Origin of the sequence: Vibrio gigantis, from assembly GCF_024347515.1 — a bacterium.
In the GTDB taxonomy this organism is placed as follows: Bacteria; Pseudomonadota; Gammaproteobacteria; order Enterobacterales; family Vibrionaceae; genus Vibrio; species Vibrio gigantis.
In genome coordinates this window covers 1,795,947-1,814,175 of record NZ_AP025492.1, presented here as the reverse complement: position 1 = coordinate 1,814,175, position 18,229 = coordinate 1,795,947, and the positions used below count along the sequence as shown (strand labels likewise).

Genomic DNA, 18,229 nt, shown 5'->3' with positions numbered 1-18,229 from the left:
GGAGATACTCCTACGCATGAAATGCCGTTCAAAATTGACACTGATTGCTGCTAGCTTTTGGCTAGCAGCTTCAGCTCAGGCTCTCGAAGCCAAATTAGATCAGGACGATTTACCTCTACTCGCTCCTGAGGTCCAACACGAAACTGCTAGTAAACGTGTTACTTCTCGATTTACTCGTTCTCACTATAAACACTTCAATCTCAACGATGATTTCTCTCAAGCTATCTTTAATCGCTACTTAGAGATGCTGGATTATAATCGTAATATCTTCACTCAATCTGATATTGACTCTTTTTCTGCGGCATCTAAACAAATTGATGACCAGTTAAAAGCAGGCGATAACCAGATTGCTTTCGATGTTTATAATTTGTCCATGCAGAAGCGTTTTGAACGTTTTCAGTATGCATTGTCTTTGCTAGATACCGAGATTAAGTTTGATACCGATGAAAGTATTGAGCTCAATCGTAGTGAAGCAGAGTGGCCAAAAGATATCGCTGAAGTGAATGAGCTTTGGAGAAAGCGCGTTAAATACGATGCGTTGAATCTAAAACTTACTGGTAAAGAGTGGCCAGAGATTCAAGAAGTTTTGGAAAAGCGTTACAACAATGCGATGAAGCGTATTACGCAATCGCATAACGAAGATGCTTTCCAGATCTACATGAACGCATTCGCGCGTGAAGTTGATCCGCACACCAGTTACCTTTCTCCAAGAAATGCAGAACAATTCCAATCTGAGATGAATCTATCTCTAGAAGGTATTGGTGCTGTGCTTCAGATGACAGATGATTACACAGTTATTCGCTCTTTAGTTGCTGGTGGCCCTGCGTCAAACAGCAAACAACTGAGTGATGGCGACCGTATTGTCGGTGTTGGTCAGGATGGCGAAGAGATTGTTGATGTTATCGGCTGGCGTTTAGACGATGTAGTACAACTGATCAAAGGCCCGAAAGGGACTAAAGTTAAGCTACAGATCTTGCCAGATGGTAAAGATGCAAAAAGTCACGTTGTAACAATTGTTCGCGATAAGATTCGTTTAGAAGACCGCGCTGTTAAATCAGAAGTGATCGAGAAAGACGGCAAGAAGATTGGTGTACTAGAAGTACCAAGTTTCTACGTTGGCCTTTCTAAAGATACCGATAAACTGATCACTGAGCTTAAAGAGCAAGGTGTTGAAGGTATTATTGTTGACCTTCGAAACAACGGCGGTGGTGCACTGACTGAAGCAACCGAGCTCTCTGGTCTGTTTATCAAAGAGGGACCTGTTGTTCAGGTTCGTGATAGCTACGGTCGTGTTAAAGTGAACAGCGATACTGATGGCCAAATTAGCTACCAAGGCCCGCTAACGGTATTGGTGAATCGCTACAGTGCTTCAGCATCTGAAATCTTTGCAGCAGCGATGCAAGATTATGGCCGTGCAATCATCTTGGGTGAAAACTCTTTCGGTAAAGGAACTGTGCAACAGCATCGTTCTTTGAATCATATTTATGATTTATTCGATAAAGAGTTGGGCTACGTTCAATACACAATCCAGAAATTCTACCGAATCAATGGTGGTAGTACGCAAAACAAGGGCGTAGTGCCTGATATTGCTTATCCAACGCCAATTGATCCTGCAGATACTGGTGAAAGTGTTGAAGACAACGCTCTTCCTTGGGACAGCATCGACAAAGCGAAGTACTCAGTGTTACAGCGTAACGATGAGCAAATCGCAGCTTTGACCGCTAAACACCAAGCTCGTATCGCAACAGACATGGAATTTGGCTTTATCGCGCAAGATATTGAAAAATATAAGGCAGATAAAGACGACAATGACCTTTCTCTTAATGAAAAGGTTCGTCAACAAGAGAGTGATGATGCGGATGTGCTTCGTCTAGATCGTATTAACCAACGTCAAAAAGCCGCTAAGTTAGAGGCATTTAAAACGTTGGATGATATTCCAAAAGACTACGAAGCTCCGGATGCTTATCTTGATGAATCAGTTGCTATCATGCTGGATATGATCAAAAAATAGATCAAACACCTGTTAAAAGGTGATTGTTTAAAGACGCATAATTTAAAAAGTGAGCTTAGGCTCGCTTTTTTTATGCCTGTGTTATTACCTTGAACGATGTGATGCTAACGGCATTTTCCTTGGTTTTTTAACTTTTCCCAGAACGGTTGTTATCTGATTACCAACTGTGAAGTGCATCGAGAAAACAATAAAACTTGAGTGTTACTTTTCGAGTGATAATGACATTTAAGTTACTTCGCACTTAAAATTTAGTGACTTGGATCATATTTTTTCGCATTCTATTCATTACGTGCCTAAGCTTAAAGAAAACGAGGGGACGCTTATGAAATGGATTCTACTATTTTTATCTTGTTTGAGTTTTGTTGCTTTTGGAAGTGAGGTAGCTTCGAGCACCCAACAATCGAAAAGTGATAGCAATCTATCCCATTTTGACCTTCCTTTATTGCTTGGTGATTGGTATTTGATGAATCCAGATCCTGAGCAAGGTACTGAAAACTTTAGAGCGATCAAGCTTACTCTTGACTCAAACTACTCATTCACCATTGATATCCAAAAGAAAGATTACAGTGTGGATCATTGGGAAGGTTTGTATAACGCCAATGAAGACACGATCATTTTGGGTTTGAATACCTCAGAACCTCAGGTTTATGCGTACAGCAGCAATCACAACATGCTAAACCTTAACGGTGTTATGTTCACCAAGGCTTTGCCAAATGCACTGGCGGGTATCTGGTCGAGTGCAGAACTGTCTGGAAGCGATTTACGTGCGAGTAACATTCAAAAAATGGATTTGGTTCTTCAACCTGACTTTATATTCATGTTCCGAGTATCAGACGAAGAAGGCGGTGAAGTCATTCGTCGCGGGGTGTATTACACCGAAGGTGACCAGTTAGTGTTACTTTATGAGAACGGTGAACACGGTACTCGATATACACTGAACAGCGATGTGTTAACGCTGCAAGGTGAAGAGGGAGACATGTTTGCGGTACTTAATCGCATCCGATAATTGTGAGTTTTAGCAGTAAAGTCGTACTCGTTAATAATATTGTGCACAGTTCATTTCTTAGGCATTCCTGTCTGATTTGATTGATAAAATAGCAAAACATGGAGGCATTTTCTTACAATGCCTCCTTTTTTTAATATTCCCCTTGTTTTATTGGCGCTCAACCTTTAGATATATACAGTTAAAAAATAATTACGTATAACGATCAAAAGGAACCCGTCATGGCACATACACCTCAAGCCAAGTATCGTAAAGATTATCAATCACCATCTCACACTATTTCTGAAATCGATCTTACTTTCGATTTGTACGACTCTGCATCCATTGTTACGGCTGTTTCTAGTGTTAAGCAGGAGAAAGACAGCTCGACATTAGTACTTGATGGTGAAGGCTTGAAGTTGGTTTCTGTTTTGGTTGAAGGCAATGAATGGACGAAGTTCGAGCAGTCCGAAACGCAACTTACGCTAACTGACCTTCCAAAAGAATTTACTCTAACCATCGTTACTGAAGTTAACCCTGAAGGGAACAGCGCACTTGAAGGCTTGTACAAGTCGGGCGGCGCTTTCTGTACTCAGTGTGAAGCCGAAGGTTTCCGCCGTATTACTTACTACATGGATCGCCCGGATGTATTGGCTAAATTCACTACAACGGTGATCGCAGACAAAGCAGAAAACCCATTCTTATTAAGTAATGGTAACCGTGTAGCTGAAGGCGAAGCTGAAAATGGTCGTCATTGGGTGAAGTGGCAAGACCCGCATCCAAAACCAGCGTATCTGTTTGCACTAGTAGCCGGTGATTTCGATGTACTCCGTGATGCTTATACTACGCAATCAGGCCGCAAAGTTGATCTAGAAATCTTTGTCGACAAAGGCAACCTAGACAGAGCTAACCACGCGATGGTTTCTTTGATTAACTCAATGAAGTGGGACGAAGAGCGTTTCAATCTTGAATACGACCTAGATATCTACATGATCGTAGCCGTTGATTTCTTCAACATGGGTGCGATGGAAAACAAAGGCCTGAACGTATTCAACTCGAAGTTCGTTTTAGCAAACGACCAAACAGCAACGGATACAGATTACCTAGGTATTGAAGCAGTAATCGGTCATGAATATTTCCATAACTGGACAGGTAACCGAGTGACTTGTCGCGATTGGTTCCAGCTGAGCTTGAAAGAAGGCTTAACCGTATTCCGTGACCAAGAATTCTCGTCTGACCTTGGTTCTCGCGCAGTAAACCGTATCAACAATGTACGTATCATTCGCGGACCACAATTCGCAGAAGATGCTAGCCCAATGTCTCACCCAATTCGTCCAGAAAAAGTGATAGAAATGAATAATTTCTATACTTTGACAGTTTACGAAAAGGGCAGTGAAGTGATCCGTATGATCCACACGCTGTTAGGCGAAGATGGTTTCCAAAAAGGAATGAAGCTGTACTTCGAACGTCACGATGGTACGGCTGCAACATGTGAAGATTTCGTCGCAGCAATGGAAGACGCATCGGGTGTTGATTTGTCTCAGTTCCGTTTATGGTACAGCCAGTCTGGTACGCCGACGCTTTCTGTTGAAAGTCACTACGATGCAGATAAGAAACAATACACGTTAACAACTCGCCAAGTAACAGCGCCAACGCATGAGCAAACTGAGAAGCAGGCTCTGCATATCCCTCTAGATATCGAGCTGTACAGCGCTTCGGGTGATGTCATTGAGTTACAATGTAACGGAAAGCCAGTTCATAACGTATTAGATGTGAAAGAAGCGGAACAGACTTTCGTGTTTGAAAACGTTTCTGAACAACCAATCCCATCACTACTTCGTGAATTCTCTGCGCCAGTGAAATTGGAGTACAACTATTCAGATGAAGAACTTATCTTCTTGATGGTGAACGCCCGCAATGAGTTCTCTCGTTGGGATGCAGGTCAAATGCTATTGGCCAAATACATCCGCAGCAATGTTGAAAAAGTTCAACAAGGCGAAGCGTTTGCACTTTCTGATTCTGTGGTTGATGCATTCCGTGGCGTACTACTGAGTGATTCGCTAGAGCCTGCCTTTATCGCAGAGATGCTTTCATTGCCAAGCCACAACGAAGTATCAGGTTGGTACGATCGTGTTGATATTGATGCTGTTGCATCTGTGCTGAACTCAATGAAGGTAACACTGGCAACAGAACTTGAAGACGAACTGGCCGCGGTTTACCACAGCAATGCACTAGCAGAATACACAATCGATCACGATTCGATTGGTAAGCGCACTTTGCGTAAAGTTTGCCTAAGTTACTTAGCACATACAGAGCAGGGTAACGAATTGGTTGTTGCAATGTACCAGCAGGCAAACAACATGACAGACACAATGGCAGCGATGGGCGCGGCAAACAGCGCACAACTGGCATGTCGTGAAACACTGATGGCAGATTACAGCGACAAGTGGAAACACGATGGTCTTGTGATGGATAAGTGGTTTGCTCTGCAAGGTACGAACCCAAGTTCAAATGCGCTTGAGGTGATCAAAGAGTCTATGTCACATCAAGCGTTCAGCTTAAAGAACCCAAACCGTACACGTAACTTAGTAGGTTCGTTCTTAAACATGAACCCAGTGCAGTTCCATGAAAAATCTGGTCAGGGGTATGCGTTTGCAGGTGAGATCTTACGTGAGCTAAACAGCAGTAACCCGCAAGTAGCTTCACGTCTGATTGATCCACTTCTTAAATTCCGTAAGTACGATGATGAGCGCCAAGCGCTTATCAAGCAGGAACTTGAGACATTGAAAGGCATGGATAACTTAGCAAAAGATCTATTTGAGAAAGTAACAAAAGCACTAGAAGCTTAAGTTATGCCTTCTCAAGGTTAACGGCTTACTTATAAGCTGTTTACTTATAAAGAAAAGTCATCAGTGGTAGAGAATATCTGCCACTGATTTTTTGTTTCTGGTTCATCGAATTTTCGATAAGCTAGAGCAGTTTCAAGCTCAGTTTCACCGTTAGACATCGTTAAGTGCCAAAAAACACTGGTACTGTATACTTATACAGGTATTGTATGAATCACTATATTTTCCAACTTAACATCTCATATCAGCAGTTTTTGGCCAGTTATTCTGGTGCCGCAAGTAAAGTTCAAGTGATAACAACAACCGGATTACGTTTACAGTTACCTGCAACTCGGTTCAGACCATTTCTTACACAAATAGGGGTTAGAGGGCAGTTTAGACTGACAACTGACCAAAAAAATAAGTTTATTAAGTTGGAAGCTCTGTAAACCTTGGCGTGCCTAGTGAGTTAAAAGGAATCTTAATCACATAATCAAACATTTCACCTCTTACCACCTCCAAAACAATTAACTATTTCTCAATAATGCTTTTACAATAAATGAATGCATTACCTTTGCTTAACTCGTTAGTAGAAAAGCGCTCAATGGCACGATTCAAACACCAGATTAAGTGATCCCCCTAATAATAAAATATAATTCTAATTGTGGAGTGTGACTATGACCGCACGTGAAACTGTGGTTCCAGTTTTACTTGAAAAAGTTTACAAGCTGATTCAAGACAAACTTGACCTTGCTCATCGACCTCTCGTAACTCAACTTGCTCAACACTTGTTTAGTAACGTTTCTCACGACGACCTAACTCAGAGAAACGAATCCGATTTATACGGTGCTGTAGTTAGCTTATGGCATCACATCAATGAAAAGAAAGCCGACGAAATTTCTGTTCGTGTTTTTAACCCGACAGTAAGTCGTCAAGGTTGGCAGTCTACTCACACTATCGTTGAGATAGTGGTACCAGATAGCCCATTCCTCGTTGATTCTGTAAAAATGGCATTGACTCGCCTCGATCTCTCTTCTCACCTTATGCTTCACAACCCAACTCAAATTTCTCGTTCTGACTCAGGAAGTGTTGTCGGTGTGAGTAACGATGAAGGTGTGTTCCAATCGCTTTTCCATATTGAGGTTGACCGTCTTAGCAGCAAAGCAGAGATGACAGCACTTAAAACAGAACTGCTGGATATCTTTACTGATACTGGCCTTGTTGTTAACGACTGGCTAAAAATGGTTGAAAGACTGAAAGAAGTCACCAACCAAGTTGAAAAGCAAAAAGAGACAATTCCGGTAGATGCTCAACGCTTCGATGAAACTCTGGCTTTCCTTCGTTGGTTAGGCGAGCACAACTTTACGTTTATGGGTTACAAGGAATACGACCTTGTCTCTGTAAATGGTGATACTGAACTGCAACCGACTAAGGAGCAAGGCCTTGGTTTGTTCGCGAATTCAGATCGTGTACGCAACGTTAAGCTGTCTGAGTTTTCGGACTCGGCACGTTTAGAAGCGAAGAAACCGTATGTACTTATCGTAACGAAGGGCAACACGGCTTCACGCATTCACCGCCCAGCTTACAACGACTACATCGGCATTAAGAAATTCGATAAGAACGGTAAGGTAATTGGTGAGCATCGCTTCACTGGTCTATACACTTCTGCCGTTTATAACCAAACCGTTGAAACGATTCCTCTAGTTCGCGAGAAAGTAGAACGTATCTTAGATGCGAGTGGTTACCGTGAGGGTTCGTACTCTTACAAAGCTCTGCACAATATTCTTGAAAACTACCCACGTGATGAACTGCTTCAAGCTCGAGAAGAAGAGTTACTTGAAGTGGGTACTGGCGTAGTTCAAATGCAAGATCGTGATCTTCTGCGTCTGTTCGTTCGCAAAGACCCGTTTGGCCGTTTCTTCAGCTGTATGGTTTACGTAACAAAAGATCGTTACAACACTGAACTTCGTCGTCAAACACAACGCATCTTGAAGCAGTACTTTGGTTGTGAAGAAGAGGTTGAATTTACAACGTACTTCTCTGAAAGCCCACTGGCGAGAACGCACTATATTGTTCGTGTTGATAACAACAACATGGATGTGGACGTGAAAACAATTGAGCAAAATTTAATGGAAGTATCGTCTACTTGGGATGACCGCCTGTCTGAATCAATCATTGCAAACTTCGGTGAGAGCAAAGGGCTTCCATTGTCGAAAGAGTACATGCGTGCATTCCCACGTTCGTACAAAGAAGACATGATGCCAGGTTCTGCAGTAGCGGACATCGAGCGTTTAGAAGCACTGAGCGAAGACAACAAACTGGGCATGCTTTTTTACCGTCCGCAAGAAGAAGCGGCAGATTCTAAAGCAGTTCGTTTGAAGTTGTTCTACCACAGTGATGAGCCAATTCACCTTTCTGATGTGATGCCAATGCTTGAAAACTTTGGCCTACGCGTTATCGGTGAATCTCCATATGAAGTGCGTAAAACCAACGGTGTGACATATTGGATCCTTGATTTCTCTATGCTGCACAAGAGCGATAAGACCATTGATCTTCGTGAAGCTCGTGATCTTTTCCAACAAGCCTTTGCAGCAATTTGGGCGGGTGAGTTAGACAGCGATGGTTTCAACCGTTTGGTGTTGGGCGCAGGTCTATCTGGCCGTGAAATCTCAATCTTACGCGCTTATGCTCGTTACATGCGTCAAGTGGGTTTCCCATTCAGTCAACAATACATTGAAGACACATTGTCTCATTACCCAGATTTAGCAAAAGGGTTAGTGAGCTTATTCGGTAAGCGTTTTGATCCGAAACTGAAGGGCAGCGCGAAAGGCCAACAAGATCTTATTAAGAAGATCACTGAACAATTGGATCATGTAGAAAGCTTGGATGATGATCGTATCATTCGTCGCTACATGGAAATGATCACTGCAACGCTTCGTACTAACTACTACCAAGTAGACGAGAACAAGCAGTCTAAACCTTGGTTGGCTCTGAAAATGAGACCAAGCGAGATTCCAGATATCCCAGCGCCGGTTCCTGCGTTTGAAATCTTCGTTTACGCACCAGACATAGAAGGTGTGCACCTACGTGGCGGTAAAGTAGCTCGTGGTGGTTTACGTTGGTCAGACCGTCAAGAGGATTTCCGTACTGAGATTCTAGGCCTAGTTAAAGCACAACAAGTTAAGAACACCGTGATTGTTCCTGTTGGTGCTAAAGGTGGTTTCGTTTGTAAGCGTCAACACATGATGTCTGGCCGTGACGAGATTTTTGCGGAAGGTCAACGCTGTTACAAGCGCTTCATCCGTGCACTACTAGATGTATCAGACAACATCATCGAAGGTGAGGTTATCCCACCTAAGAGCGTTGTTCGTCACGATGAAGATGATCCGTACTTGGTTGTTGCAGCTGATAAAGGTACCGCGACATTCTCAGATCTAGCGAACTCAGTATCTGACGAGTACAACTTCTGGCTAGGTGATGCATTTGCATCGGGTGGCTCTAACGGTTACGACCACAAAGCGATGGGTATCACCGCGAAAGGTGGCTGGGAATCGGTTAAGCGTCACTTCCGTGAAATGGGCATCAACTGCCAAACGACAGATTTCACTGCGATCGGTGTAGGTGATATGGCGGGTGACGTGTTTGGTAACGGTATGCTGCTATCGAAGCACATTCGTATGCAAGCGGCATTTAACCACATGCACATCTTCATTGACCCGAATCCAGATTCAGCATCAAGCTGGGTAGAACGTGATCGTCTGTTTAATCTGCCTCGCTCAAGCTGGGAAGATTACAATAAAGACTTGATTTCTCAAGGTGGTGGCATCTTCTCTCGTCGAGCGAAGTCTATTTCTCTAACGCCTGAAATTCAGAAAATGCTGGGTACCAAGAAAGCATCAATGGCACCGAATGATTTGATCAAAGCGATCTTGTCTATGCAGGTTGATCTACTTTGGAACGGCGGTATCGGTACTTACGTTAAATCTTCAAACGAGACTCATACTGATGTAGGTGACCGTGCAAATGACGTGCTACGTATCGATGGCCGTGACCTGAAAGCTAAGGTAGTTGGTGAAGGCGGTAACTTAGGTATGACTCAACTGGGTCGTATCGAATACGCTCTTACTGGCGGTCGAGTTAATACGGACTTCGTTGATAACGTTGGTGGTGTTGACTGTTCGGATAACGAAGTAAACATTAAGATCTTCTTGAATGGCTTAGTATCGAATGGCGATCTTACAGTTAAACAACGTAACCAAGTGCTTGAGTCGATGGAAGACGAAGTTGGCGAAATCGTACTCGATGATGCTTACTGCCAAGCTGAGTCTATCTCTGTTACTGAGCATCAAGGTGTCGGCTTAGTGAAAGAGCAAATCCGCTTCATCCACACAATGGAGAAAGCAGGGTACTTGGATCGTGGCTTGGAATACATCCCAGATGACGAAACGCTTCTAGAACGTGAGAAGCTAGGCCAAGCGCTAACAAGACCAGAACTATCAGTATTGATCGCTTACGGAAAAATGGTACTGAAAGAAGATCTTGTGAGTGATGATATTGCGAATGATGAATTCCATGCTCAACAGTTAATGCAGTACTTCCCAACTGAGTTACGCCGTAACTATTCTCAACACATGGATAACCATCCACTGCGTGCTGAGATCATTGCGACCGCACTTGCAAACCAAATGGTTAACGAAATGGGTTGTAACTTCGTGACTCGTTTGCAAGAAGAGACGGGCGCAAACATTGTTGATATTGCGAATGCTTACGCGGCATCTCGTGAGATCTACGGCTTGGGCAAAGTGCTTAAGAGCATTCGTGAACTGGATAATATCTCAAGTTCTGAAGCTCAATACGAGTTGCTTTACCACGTGCGCCGCACGCTGCGTCGTCTAGCGCGTTGGTTGCTAAGAAACCGTACTGGTAAACAATCAGTGAATGCATTGATTGAACTTTACCAAGGTGATGTGGTTGCTATTACTGAGAAACTGGATGAAAACCTAGTGGCTTCAGAAGTAGAAGAGCACCAAGCAATGGCTCAGGTATGGATTGATCAGGGTGTAACGGCAGAACTGGCGAATTCAGTGGCTCGTTTGTCTAGCTTGTACTCAGCACTGGATATATCCACAGTGGCTCGTGAAACGGGTAAAACAGTACAGCAAGCGTCTAAGCTTTATTTCAACCTTGGCGACCGTTTGTCTCTGCACTGGTTCTTGAAGCAAATCAATGGCCAAGCGGTAGACAACAACTGGCAAGCGCTGGCACGTGCTGCATTCAGAGAAGATCTGGATTGGCAGCAACGTCAGTTAACTGGCCAAGTTCTTAACTGCGGCTGTGGTTCAGACTTAGATGTTATTAAAGCATTGGACGACTGGATGGAAAGCAACTCAGTTTCTCTTCATCGTTGGGAAAGCATCTTGAACGAATTCAAAGTGGGTTCTGTTCATGAGTTTGCCAAGTTCTCAGTGGCGTTACGTGAATTGATGCTACTGAATCTAAACTGTATGTCGAAAGACTAATCGTTAGATAGAAACGAAAAACTATAAGGGCAGGCCATTAGGTCTGCCTTTTTCGTTTGGCTAAACAGCTTTTGCTCGATTCATTATTCGAACAAGTTCGACTGTGCAATTGAAGTTGATGACTGAGATATAGAGAATGTTCCAAATGAATAATCTGAGCTTGAAACGGTAACGTTTGCTTAATAATGAACCTCATTCGTTAGCAAACTCGATTATCTTACCCTTACAGTCAGTAATAGATTGAATAGTTGGGTAAATAAGTAAATAATATCGCCCCGTTTACACGGGGCTTTTTTCTATCGGAGGCACAATGCTTTACCGTCTAGCCAGAACTGGCTTTTTCCAACTTGATGCCGAAAAGGCACATGATCTTGCAATTCAAAATTTCAAACGCTTCACAGGCACACCTATTGATCTTTTGTATCGCCAACAATTACCTCACCGACCTGTAGAGTGCATGGGTCTTACTTTTAAAAACCCAGTTGGTCTTGCGGCTGGCCTAGACAAAAACGGCGAATGTATCGATGCATTTGGCGCAATGGGTTTTGGTTTCGTAGAAGTAGGGACTGTTACTCCACGTCCGCAAGCGGGTAACGACAAACCTCGTTTGTTCCGTCTCGTTGAAGCTGAAGGCATCATCAACCGCATGGGCTTTAACAACCTAGGCGTAGATAACCTTGTTGAGAATGTTAAGAAGTCGAACTACGACGGCATCTTAGGCATCAACATCGGTAAAAACAAAGACACACCAATTGAAAAGGGCGCTGAAGATTACTTGATCTGTATGGAGAAGGTATATCAATACGCTGGTTACATTGCTGTGAACATCTCTTCACCAAACACTCCAGGACTTCGTTCTCTTCAATACGGCGAAGCACTAGACGATCTATTGTCTGAACTGAAAACGAAACAATCTGAACTAGAACAGAAGCATGGTAAATATGTTCCTCTTGCTCTTAAGATTGCTCCGGATCTAAGTGACGATGAAATCAGTCAAATTTGTGAATCATTGATCAAGAATAAGATCGATGGTGTGATCGCAACAAACACTACATTGGATCGTTCAATCGTTGAAGGCATGAAGCATTGCGACGAAGCGGGTGGCCTAAGTGGACGTCCAGTTCAATCTCGCAGTACTGAAGTTGTTCGTAAACTTTATCAAGAGCTTGGTGACCAACTGCCGATCATCGGGGTAGGTGGTGTTGATTCGTATGTTGCTGCAAAAGAGAAAATGATGGCAGGCGCTAAGCTTGTACAAGTTTACTCTGGTTTCATTTACAAAGGTCCAGGCCTTGTAGGCGATATCGTTAAAAATCTTTAAACGGCAAGACGCTTTTATTTCTGAAAAGCGACAATCTGGCATCGTCTTAATAAAAGAGACACTGTAACTCACTGAGTTGTAGAGAAAAGCAATAAGAAAGAGGAATTCATTTCCTCTTTTTTTTTGCCTATTGCTCAGTAAAATTACTGTAATTGAAGGTAATTTTGCGTTTTACCTAATGGAATGGTTCAACAGTGTGAGACGAAATGATGCTTAAACCTAGCGATACATGGAGTTGGTATTACGATGAGCAGCAATGTTCATTAATGCTAAACCTCGGAGAGGATATGATTTTCAAAACGAATCTGGTCCGTAATAAGCTGGTGGACTGCGCGTTTAGAGATAATGAATTCACCGTTGATGACGCATCTTCATACCAAACCTTCAAAGAACAAATTTCTGGCTTAGAACTGTCTGAGCCTCGTCAAGCTGAACTGGCACTCTATTGTGTGGCAGCAAAGCGTTTCCATAAGCCTGTACAGCCTAAGAGTTGGTTCTTCGACTCACAAGGCACTGGCCATGAATATCCTCAAGAAGGGGATATTGTACAAATGAATAACGAGCATAGCTTAGGGTATTTCATTGTATTAGAAGTAGGAGAGTGTGCGAGCCTATGTGCATTTGTCGACCTAGAAGAGTTCCTGTTAACGCCTTCAAAAGGACTGCGATTTGGAGACTCAATCAAGGTGATGCACGATAGAATGATAGACGCGAATGCTATCCTTCATCAGACGCACATAGCGATGGTAGGTTAACCTCCAATCTAGCACATCATTTCTACCACGCATCGCAGCACACAAACGTATAAACCTTCCTCAGAATCGGCTTAATAGCCGATTTTTTTGTGCCTAAAAAACCTCATCCTGATAAATACATCACTGCTTAACCATTTAAATAGTGAACTTACGACTATTTTTTCACCTTAATTTCTGCCCATTTTCATCGCCAGAAGAGTAAATCTACCGCCTTTATTCCCTGTTTTTGGCCTTTTGTAGTTAAATTTCACCTATAAATCATCATTGGTATATACCAATTTTGGGATGAATATAAATTCACATTGTTTCTTTGGTTAAGAAATGATCAGAAATGGAGTTGGTTTGATAGGTCTTGTGTTCTAAGGGGATGTGGGTAAGCGATCGCTTCAAGACTGTGCATTTGCTAGCCAGTTAGTCGAAAGATTCAATGAAAAGACGCGTTTAGTGTGATGCTCTAGTTACAAATTCAGGTATAATCGAGCTCATTTTTATCAATAAAAGAACACTATGAATCAATATCTAGCGGTTACCTCAAACGGCCTTGAGAATTTATTAGTTGAAGAACTAACCCAACTAGGGATTACAAACGCAAAACCTGTTCAAGCAGGTGTTAAATTCAAAGCGACCAATGAGCAAATTTATCGTTGTTGTTTGTGGAGCCGTTTGGCTTCTCGATTTGTACGTGTCCTTTCTGAATTCACTTGTACGGACGACATGGATTTGTACCTATCAACCACTGCGGTTAACTGGGTAAATCAATTCCATAGCTCTAAGCGTTTCGTTGTTGACTTCAATGGTACGAACAACGAAATCCGTAATAGCCAATACGGTGCGATGAAAGTAAAAGATGCCGTTGTTGATTGCTTCGAGAAGAAGTCTTTGCCTCGTCCTTCTATCAGCAAAGAGAACCCAGATGTTCGTATTCACGTTCGTCTACACCGTGATAAAGCGATTCTTGGTGTTGATATGGTGGGCAGCGGTCTTCACCAACGTGGTTACCGTCCAGAATCAGGTCGTGCTCCGTTGCGTGAAACACTAGCTGCTGCAATCCTTCTTCGTAGTGGTTGGGATGCAACGAAACCTTTCTTAGACCCTATGTGTGGTTCAGGTACGTTAGTGATTGAAGCTGCAATGATGGCTGCAAACCTAGCACCAGGTGTTAAACGTCAGAAATGGTGTTTTGAATCATTAGAAGATTTCGAACCTGAACTTTGGGCTGAAGTTAAAGCTGAAGCGAACGTTCAAGGCCGTCGTGGCGTTAAGAAAGTAGAGTGTAAGTTCTATGGTTACGACAATGACGAACGTATGATCAAAACAGCGCGCGACAATGCTCGTCGTGCTGGCGTAGAAGATCTGATTGAATTTGAAGTCGGTGATGCAGCAAAGCTTAAACGTCCTACGGAATTTACTGATGGTGTGATTGTTTCTAACCCGCCTTATGGTGAGCGTCTAGGCACAGAGCCTGGTCTTATTGCACTTTACACCGCATTCGGTGCACAGCTTAAAGCTGAATTTGGTGGTTGCAACGCATCTATCTTCTCTAGCTCAGATGAGCTACTCAGCTGCTTACGCATGCGTGCCGACAAACAGTTCAAATTGAACAATGGTGCGTTACCGTGTCACCAAAAGAACTACTCAATTTCAGACCGTCCGATGTCAGAGCGTCCAACTGGCGACCAAGAGCAGTTGATTGCACCTGATTTCGCAAACCGTCTTAAAAAGAACATCGGTAAAATCGGTAAGTGGGCTAAGAAAGAGCAATTAGATTGTTACCGTATCTACGATGCTGACTTACCAGAATACAATGTAGCGATCGATGTATACCCAGGGCACCTTGTGATTCAAGAATACGCAGCGCCTAAAGATGTTCCGGAAGAGAAAGCAAAACGTCGCTTAACCGATATCATCCGCGCCTCTATTCAAGTGACAGGTGTTGAAGCAAACAACGTTGTGCTGAAAGTTCGTCAGAAACAGAAAGGTCGTTCTCAATACCAGAAATTGGCTCAAGACTCATCGAACCTAGAAGTGAACGAATACGGCGTTAAGCTGATTGTTAACCTTCACGATTACTTAGATACAGGCTTGTTCCTCGATCATAAGATCACTCGTCGTCGTATCGGGGAGATGGCCGCAGGTAAAGATTTCCTTAACTTGTTTGCTTACACAGGCAGTGCATCTGTGCATGCTGCTGTGGGCGGTGCACGCTCTACAACAACAGTAGACATGTCTAATACCTACCTAGAGTGGGCAAAAGAGAACATGGAGCTTAACGGTCGTGTTGGTCGTCAACATCAGTTTGTTCAAGCTGACTGTCTGCAATGGTTAGCTAAAGAGCAGGGTTCTTACGATCTAATCTTCATTGATCCACCAACGTTCTCAAACTCAAAGCGTATGGATCAATCTTTCGATGTTCAACGTGATCACATTCAGTTGATGGAAAACCTTAAGCGTCTTCTTCGTGAAGAAGGCACGATTGTGTTCTCTAACAACAAGCGCCACTTCAAAATGGATTTGGAAGCTCTCGATGAGTTAGGTCTTAAGGCTCAGAACATCTCCGCTAAGACACTTCCATTGGACTTCTCTCGCAACAAGCACATTCATAACTGCTGGTTGATTACACATAGGTAGTTAAGAGATTGTATAAGGATATATAGTGCTGACTCTCTACAGTACAGAAGGGTGCCATCTATGTGAGATGGCATTCCAACTCACGGAACAGTTAAACATTAGCCATCACGTCAACGTTGTCGACATTGCATTTGATGATGAGCTCTTTTCCCGTTACGGGGTCACTATTCCGGTGCTCAAATTTGAAAGCTCTGACCTTTCTCAAAGCTCAGAGCTTAACTGGCCATTTGGCTTGTTAGAACTTAATGATTGGTTAAAGAAGAATGGCATTACTTACAATTCATAATGGGCAATTAGCGTTTGGCGATCACCCATTATTAGATCGTGCGGACTTCGCGCTGCAAGAAAACGAACGTGTATGTTTAGTAGGGCGCAACGGCGCTGGTAAGTCGACATTGATGAAAATCCTATCTGGGAACATCATCATGGACGACGGCAAGATGCAAATCACGCAAGATGTCGTCGTATCTCGCCTTGAGCAAGATCCACCGCGTAATGAACAAGGCACTGTTTATGACTACGTTGCTGGTGGCTTAGCTGAAATTGGTGAGCAGCTGAAGATCTACCATGATCTTCTGGATCTAATCGCAACAGACCCAAGTGAAAAGAATTTAAACCGTCTTACTCGTGTTCAGGAACAACTGGATCATGCTAATGCATGGCGCTTTGAAGATCGCGTAAGCAACGTATTGGCTGCACTTAAGCTAACGGCTGAAACAAAACTGACCGATTTATCCGGTGGTTGGCAACGTAAAGCAGCGCTTGCTCGTGCACTTGTGTGTGACCCTGACGTGCTTCTACTAGACGAACCGACTAACCACTTGGATGTTGCGACCATTGAATGGTTAGAAGGCTTTTTGAAAGACTTCCGTGGTTCAATCATCTTTATCTCGCATGACCGTGCGTTCATTAAATCGATGGCAACACGTATTGTCGATCTTGATCGCGGTAAATTGAGCTCTTTCCCGGGTGATTACGAAAACTACCTTGTGGAAAAAGAAGAAGCGCTTCGTGTTGAAGAAATGCAAAACGCCGAATTCGATAAGAAGCTCGCTCAGGAAGAAGTATGGATTCGTCAGGGCATCAAAGCTCGTCGTACTCGTAACGAAGGCCGTGTACGTGCGCTTAAGAAGCTGCGTGAAGAGCGTTTGAATCGTCGTGAAGTGCAGGGTAAAGCCGTTATCCAAATCGATGATGGTCAGCGTTCAGGCAAGATTGTATTCGAAGCTGAAAACCTTAACTTTGGTTTTGAAGGAAAAGAGATTGTTAAAGACTTTAGCTTCAACATCATGCGTGGCGATCGTATCGCTCTAATTGGCCCTAATGGCTGTGGTAAGAGTACGGTACTTAAACTGCTGCTTGATCAACTTAAGCCAGATTCAGGTCGTCTACATTGCGGTACTAAGCTTGAAGTGGCTTACTTCGACCAATACCGTGAAATCCTAGACCCTGAGAAGTCTGTAATTGATAACCTAGCGGATGGTAAGCAAGAAGTCACTGTAGGTGGTCGTGAGCGTCATGCCCTCAGCTACTTACAAGATTTCTTATTCTCTCCAAAACGTGCTCGTACTCCTGTTAAGGCACTGTCTGGTGGTGAGAAAAACCGCCTGTTATTAGCTCGTATCTTCCTTAAGTCGAACAATTTATTGATTCTCGACGAGCCAACCAACGATCTAGATATCGAAACTTTGGAACTTTTAGAAGATTTGCTTGCCAACTATCAGGGTACGCTTCTTTTAGTGAGCCACGATCGTCAGTTTGTTGATAACACAGTTATGACAAGTTGGATCTTCGAAGGTAACGGCGTTATCGAAGAATTTGTTGGTGGTTACCATGATGCTCAGCAGCAAAGAAAGCAGGCATTAGAGTACCGACAGGTTGAAAAGCCATCAAAGCCTGAGAAAGTAGTTGAGGAAACTCCCAAAACTACGCCAGTTAAGGCTAAACCTAAGAAGTTATCGTATAAGCTACAACGAGAACTAGAAGCGCTACCAATGCGTTTAGAAGAATTGGAAACTCAAATTGAAACTCTTCAGGAAGAAGTCAACGATCCAAGCTTCTTTTCAAAATCTGTAGAGCAGACACAACCAGTATTAGATAGGCTATCTGCAGCAGAGCAGGAGCTTGAAGTTGCTTTTGAGCGCTGGGAAGAGCTTGAGGCACTACAACAGGAAAGTTAAGAAGTAAT

At 43.2% G+C, this 18,229-nt stretch carries 10 protein-coding genes; all 10 read left to right on the top strand.

Annotated elements, in window-relative coordinates:
- The first annotated feature begins 16 nt into the window (after window positions 1–16).
- The 10 genes from prc (at window position 17) to OCV56_RS08225 (ending at window position 18,221) form a co-directional block, all read left to right on the top strand.
- Window positions 17–2,011: a carboxy terminal-processing peptidase gene (gene prc, locus OCV56_RS08270; protein WP_086711492.1), complete on the top strand. Its 1,995-nt coding sequence runs from the start codon at window positions 17–19 to the stop codon at window positions 2,009–2,011.
- Between the two features lie 322 nt (window positions 2,012–2,333).
- On the top strand, window positions 2,334–3,017 hold the full coding sequence (locus OCV56_RS08265; protein ID WP_086711490.1) for a hypothetical protein: 684 nt from the start codon (window positions 2,334–2,336) through the stop codon (window positions 3,015–3,017).
- A gap of 218 nt (window positions 3,018–3,235) precedes the next feature.
- Window positions 3,236–5,842: an aminopeptidase N gene (gene pepN / locus OCV56_RS08260; protein ID WP_086711488.1), complete on the top strand. Its 2,607-nt coding sequence runs from the start codon at window positions 3,236–3,238 to the stop codon at window positions 5,840–5,842.
- A 206-nt stretch (window positions 5,843–6,048) separates the two neighbouring features.
- Window positions 6,049–6,267 carry a DUF2835 domain-containing protein gene (locus OCV56_RS08255; protein ID WP_086711486.1) on the top strand — a complete coding sequence of 73 codons (219 nt, stop codon included), beginning with the start codon at window positions 6,049–6,051 and terminating at the stop codon, window positions 6,265–6,267.
- 228 nt (window positions 6,268–6,495) lie between these two features.
- Window positions 6,496–11,337, top strand: coding sequence for an NAD-glutamate dehydrogenase (locus tag OCV56_RS08250; RefSeq protein ID WP_086711484.1), 4,842 nt, complete (start codon window positions 6,496–6,498; stop codon window positions 11,335–11,337).
- A gap of 310 nt (window positions 11,338–11,647) precedes the next feature.
- Complete coding sequence (gene pyrD / locus OCV56_RS08245; protein WP_086711482.1) at window positions 11,648–12,658, top strand: quinone-dependent dihydroorotate dehydrogenase; 1,011 nt, start codon at window positions 11,648–11,650, stop codon at window positions 12,656–12,658.
- 206 nt (window positions 12,659–12,864) lie between these two features.
- On the top strand, window positions 12,865–13,413 hold the full coding sequence (locus OCV56_RS08240) for a cell division protein ZapC (RefSeq protein WP_050642973.1): 549 nt from the start codon (window positions 12,865–12,867) through the stop codon (window positions 13,411–13,413).
- Window positions 13,414–13,920: 507 nt separating this feature from the next.
- A complete protein-coding gene (gene rlmKL, locus OCV56_RS08235; RefSeq protein WP_086711480.1) occupies window positions 13,921–16,041 on the top strand; it encodes a bifunctional 23S rRNA (guanine(2069)-N(7))-methyltransferase RlmK/23S rRNA (guanine(2445)-N(2))-methyltransferase RlmL in 2,121 nt (706 codons plus the stop codon).
- Between the two features lie 67 nt (window positions 16,042–16,108).
- Window positions 16,109–16,327, top strand: a complete 219-nt coding sequence (locus OCV56_RS08230; RefSeq protein ID WP_017057231.1) for a glutaredoxin family protein — start codon at window positions 16,109–16,111, stop codon at window positions 16,325–16,327.
- A complete protein-coding gene (locus OCV56_RS08225; protein WP_086711478.1) occupies window positions 16,305–18,221 on the top strand; it encodes an ABC transporter ATP-binding protein in 1,917 nt (638 codons plus the stop codon). Before OCV56_RS08230 ends, OCV56_RS08225 begins: the two co-directional genes overlap by 23 nt.
- Window positions 18,222–18,229 lie beyond the last annotated feature (8 nt).

What these genes read in the sequence shown, in the direction of transcription:
- prc (WP_086711492.1), top strand. Translation starts at nt 17, where the DNA reads ATGAAATGCCGTTCAAAATTGACACTGATTGCTGCTAGCTTTTGGCTA.
- OCV56_RS08265 (WP_086711490.1), top strand. Translation starts at nt 2,334, where the DNA reads ATGAAATGGATTCTACTATTTTTATCTTGTTTGAGTTTTGTTGCTTTT.
- pepN (WP_086711488.1), top strand. Translation starts at nt 3,236, where the DNA reads ATGGCACATACACCTCAAGCCAAGTATCGTAAAGATTATCAATCACCA.
- OCV56_RS08255 (WP_086711486.1), top strand. Translation starts at nt 6,049, where the DNA reads ATGAATCACTATATTTTCCAACTTAACATCTCATATCAGCAGTTTTTG.
- OCV56_RS08250 (WP_086711484.1), top strand. Translation starts at nt 6,496, where the DNA reads ATGACCGCACGTGAAACTGTGGTTCCAGTTTTACTTGAAAAAGTTTAC.
- pyrD (WP_086711482.1), top strand. Translation starts at nt 11,648, where the DNA reads ATGCTTTACCGTCTAGCCAGAACTGGCTTTTTCCAACTTGATGCCGAA.
- OCV56_RS08240 (WP_050642973.1), top strand. Translation starts at nt 12,865, where the DNA reads ATGATGCTTAAACCTAGCGATACATGGAGTTGGTATTACGATGAGCAG.
- rlmKL (WP_086711480.1), top strand. Translation starts at nt 13,921, where the DNA reads ATGAATCAATATCTAGCGGTTACCTCAAACGGCCTTGAGAATTTATTA.
- OCV56_RS08230 (WP_017057231.1), top strand. Translation starts at nt 16,109, where the DNA reads ATGGCATTCCAACTCACGGAACAGTTAAACATTAGCCATCACGTCAAC.
- OCV56_RS08225 (WP_086711478.1), top strand. Translation starts at nt 16,305, where the DNA reads ATGGCATTACTTACAATTCATAATGGGCAATTAGCGTTTGGCGATCAC.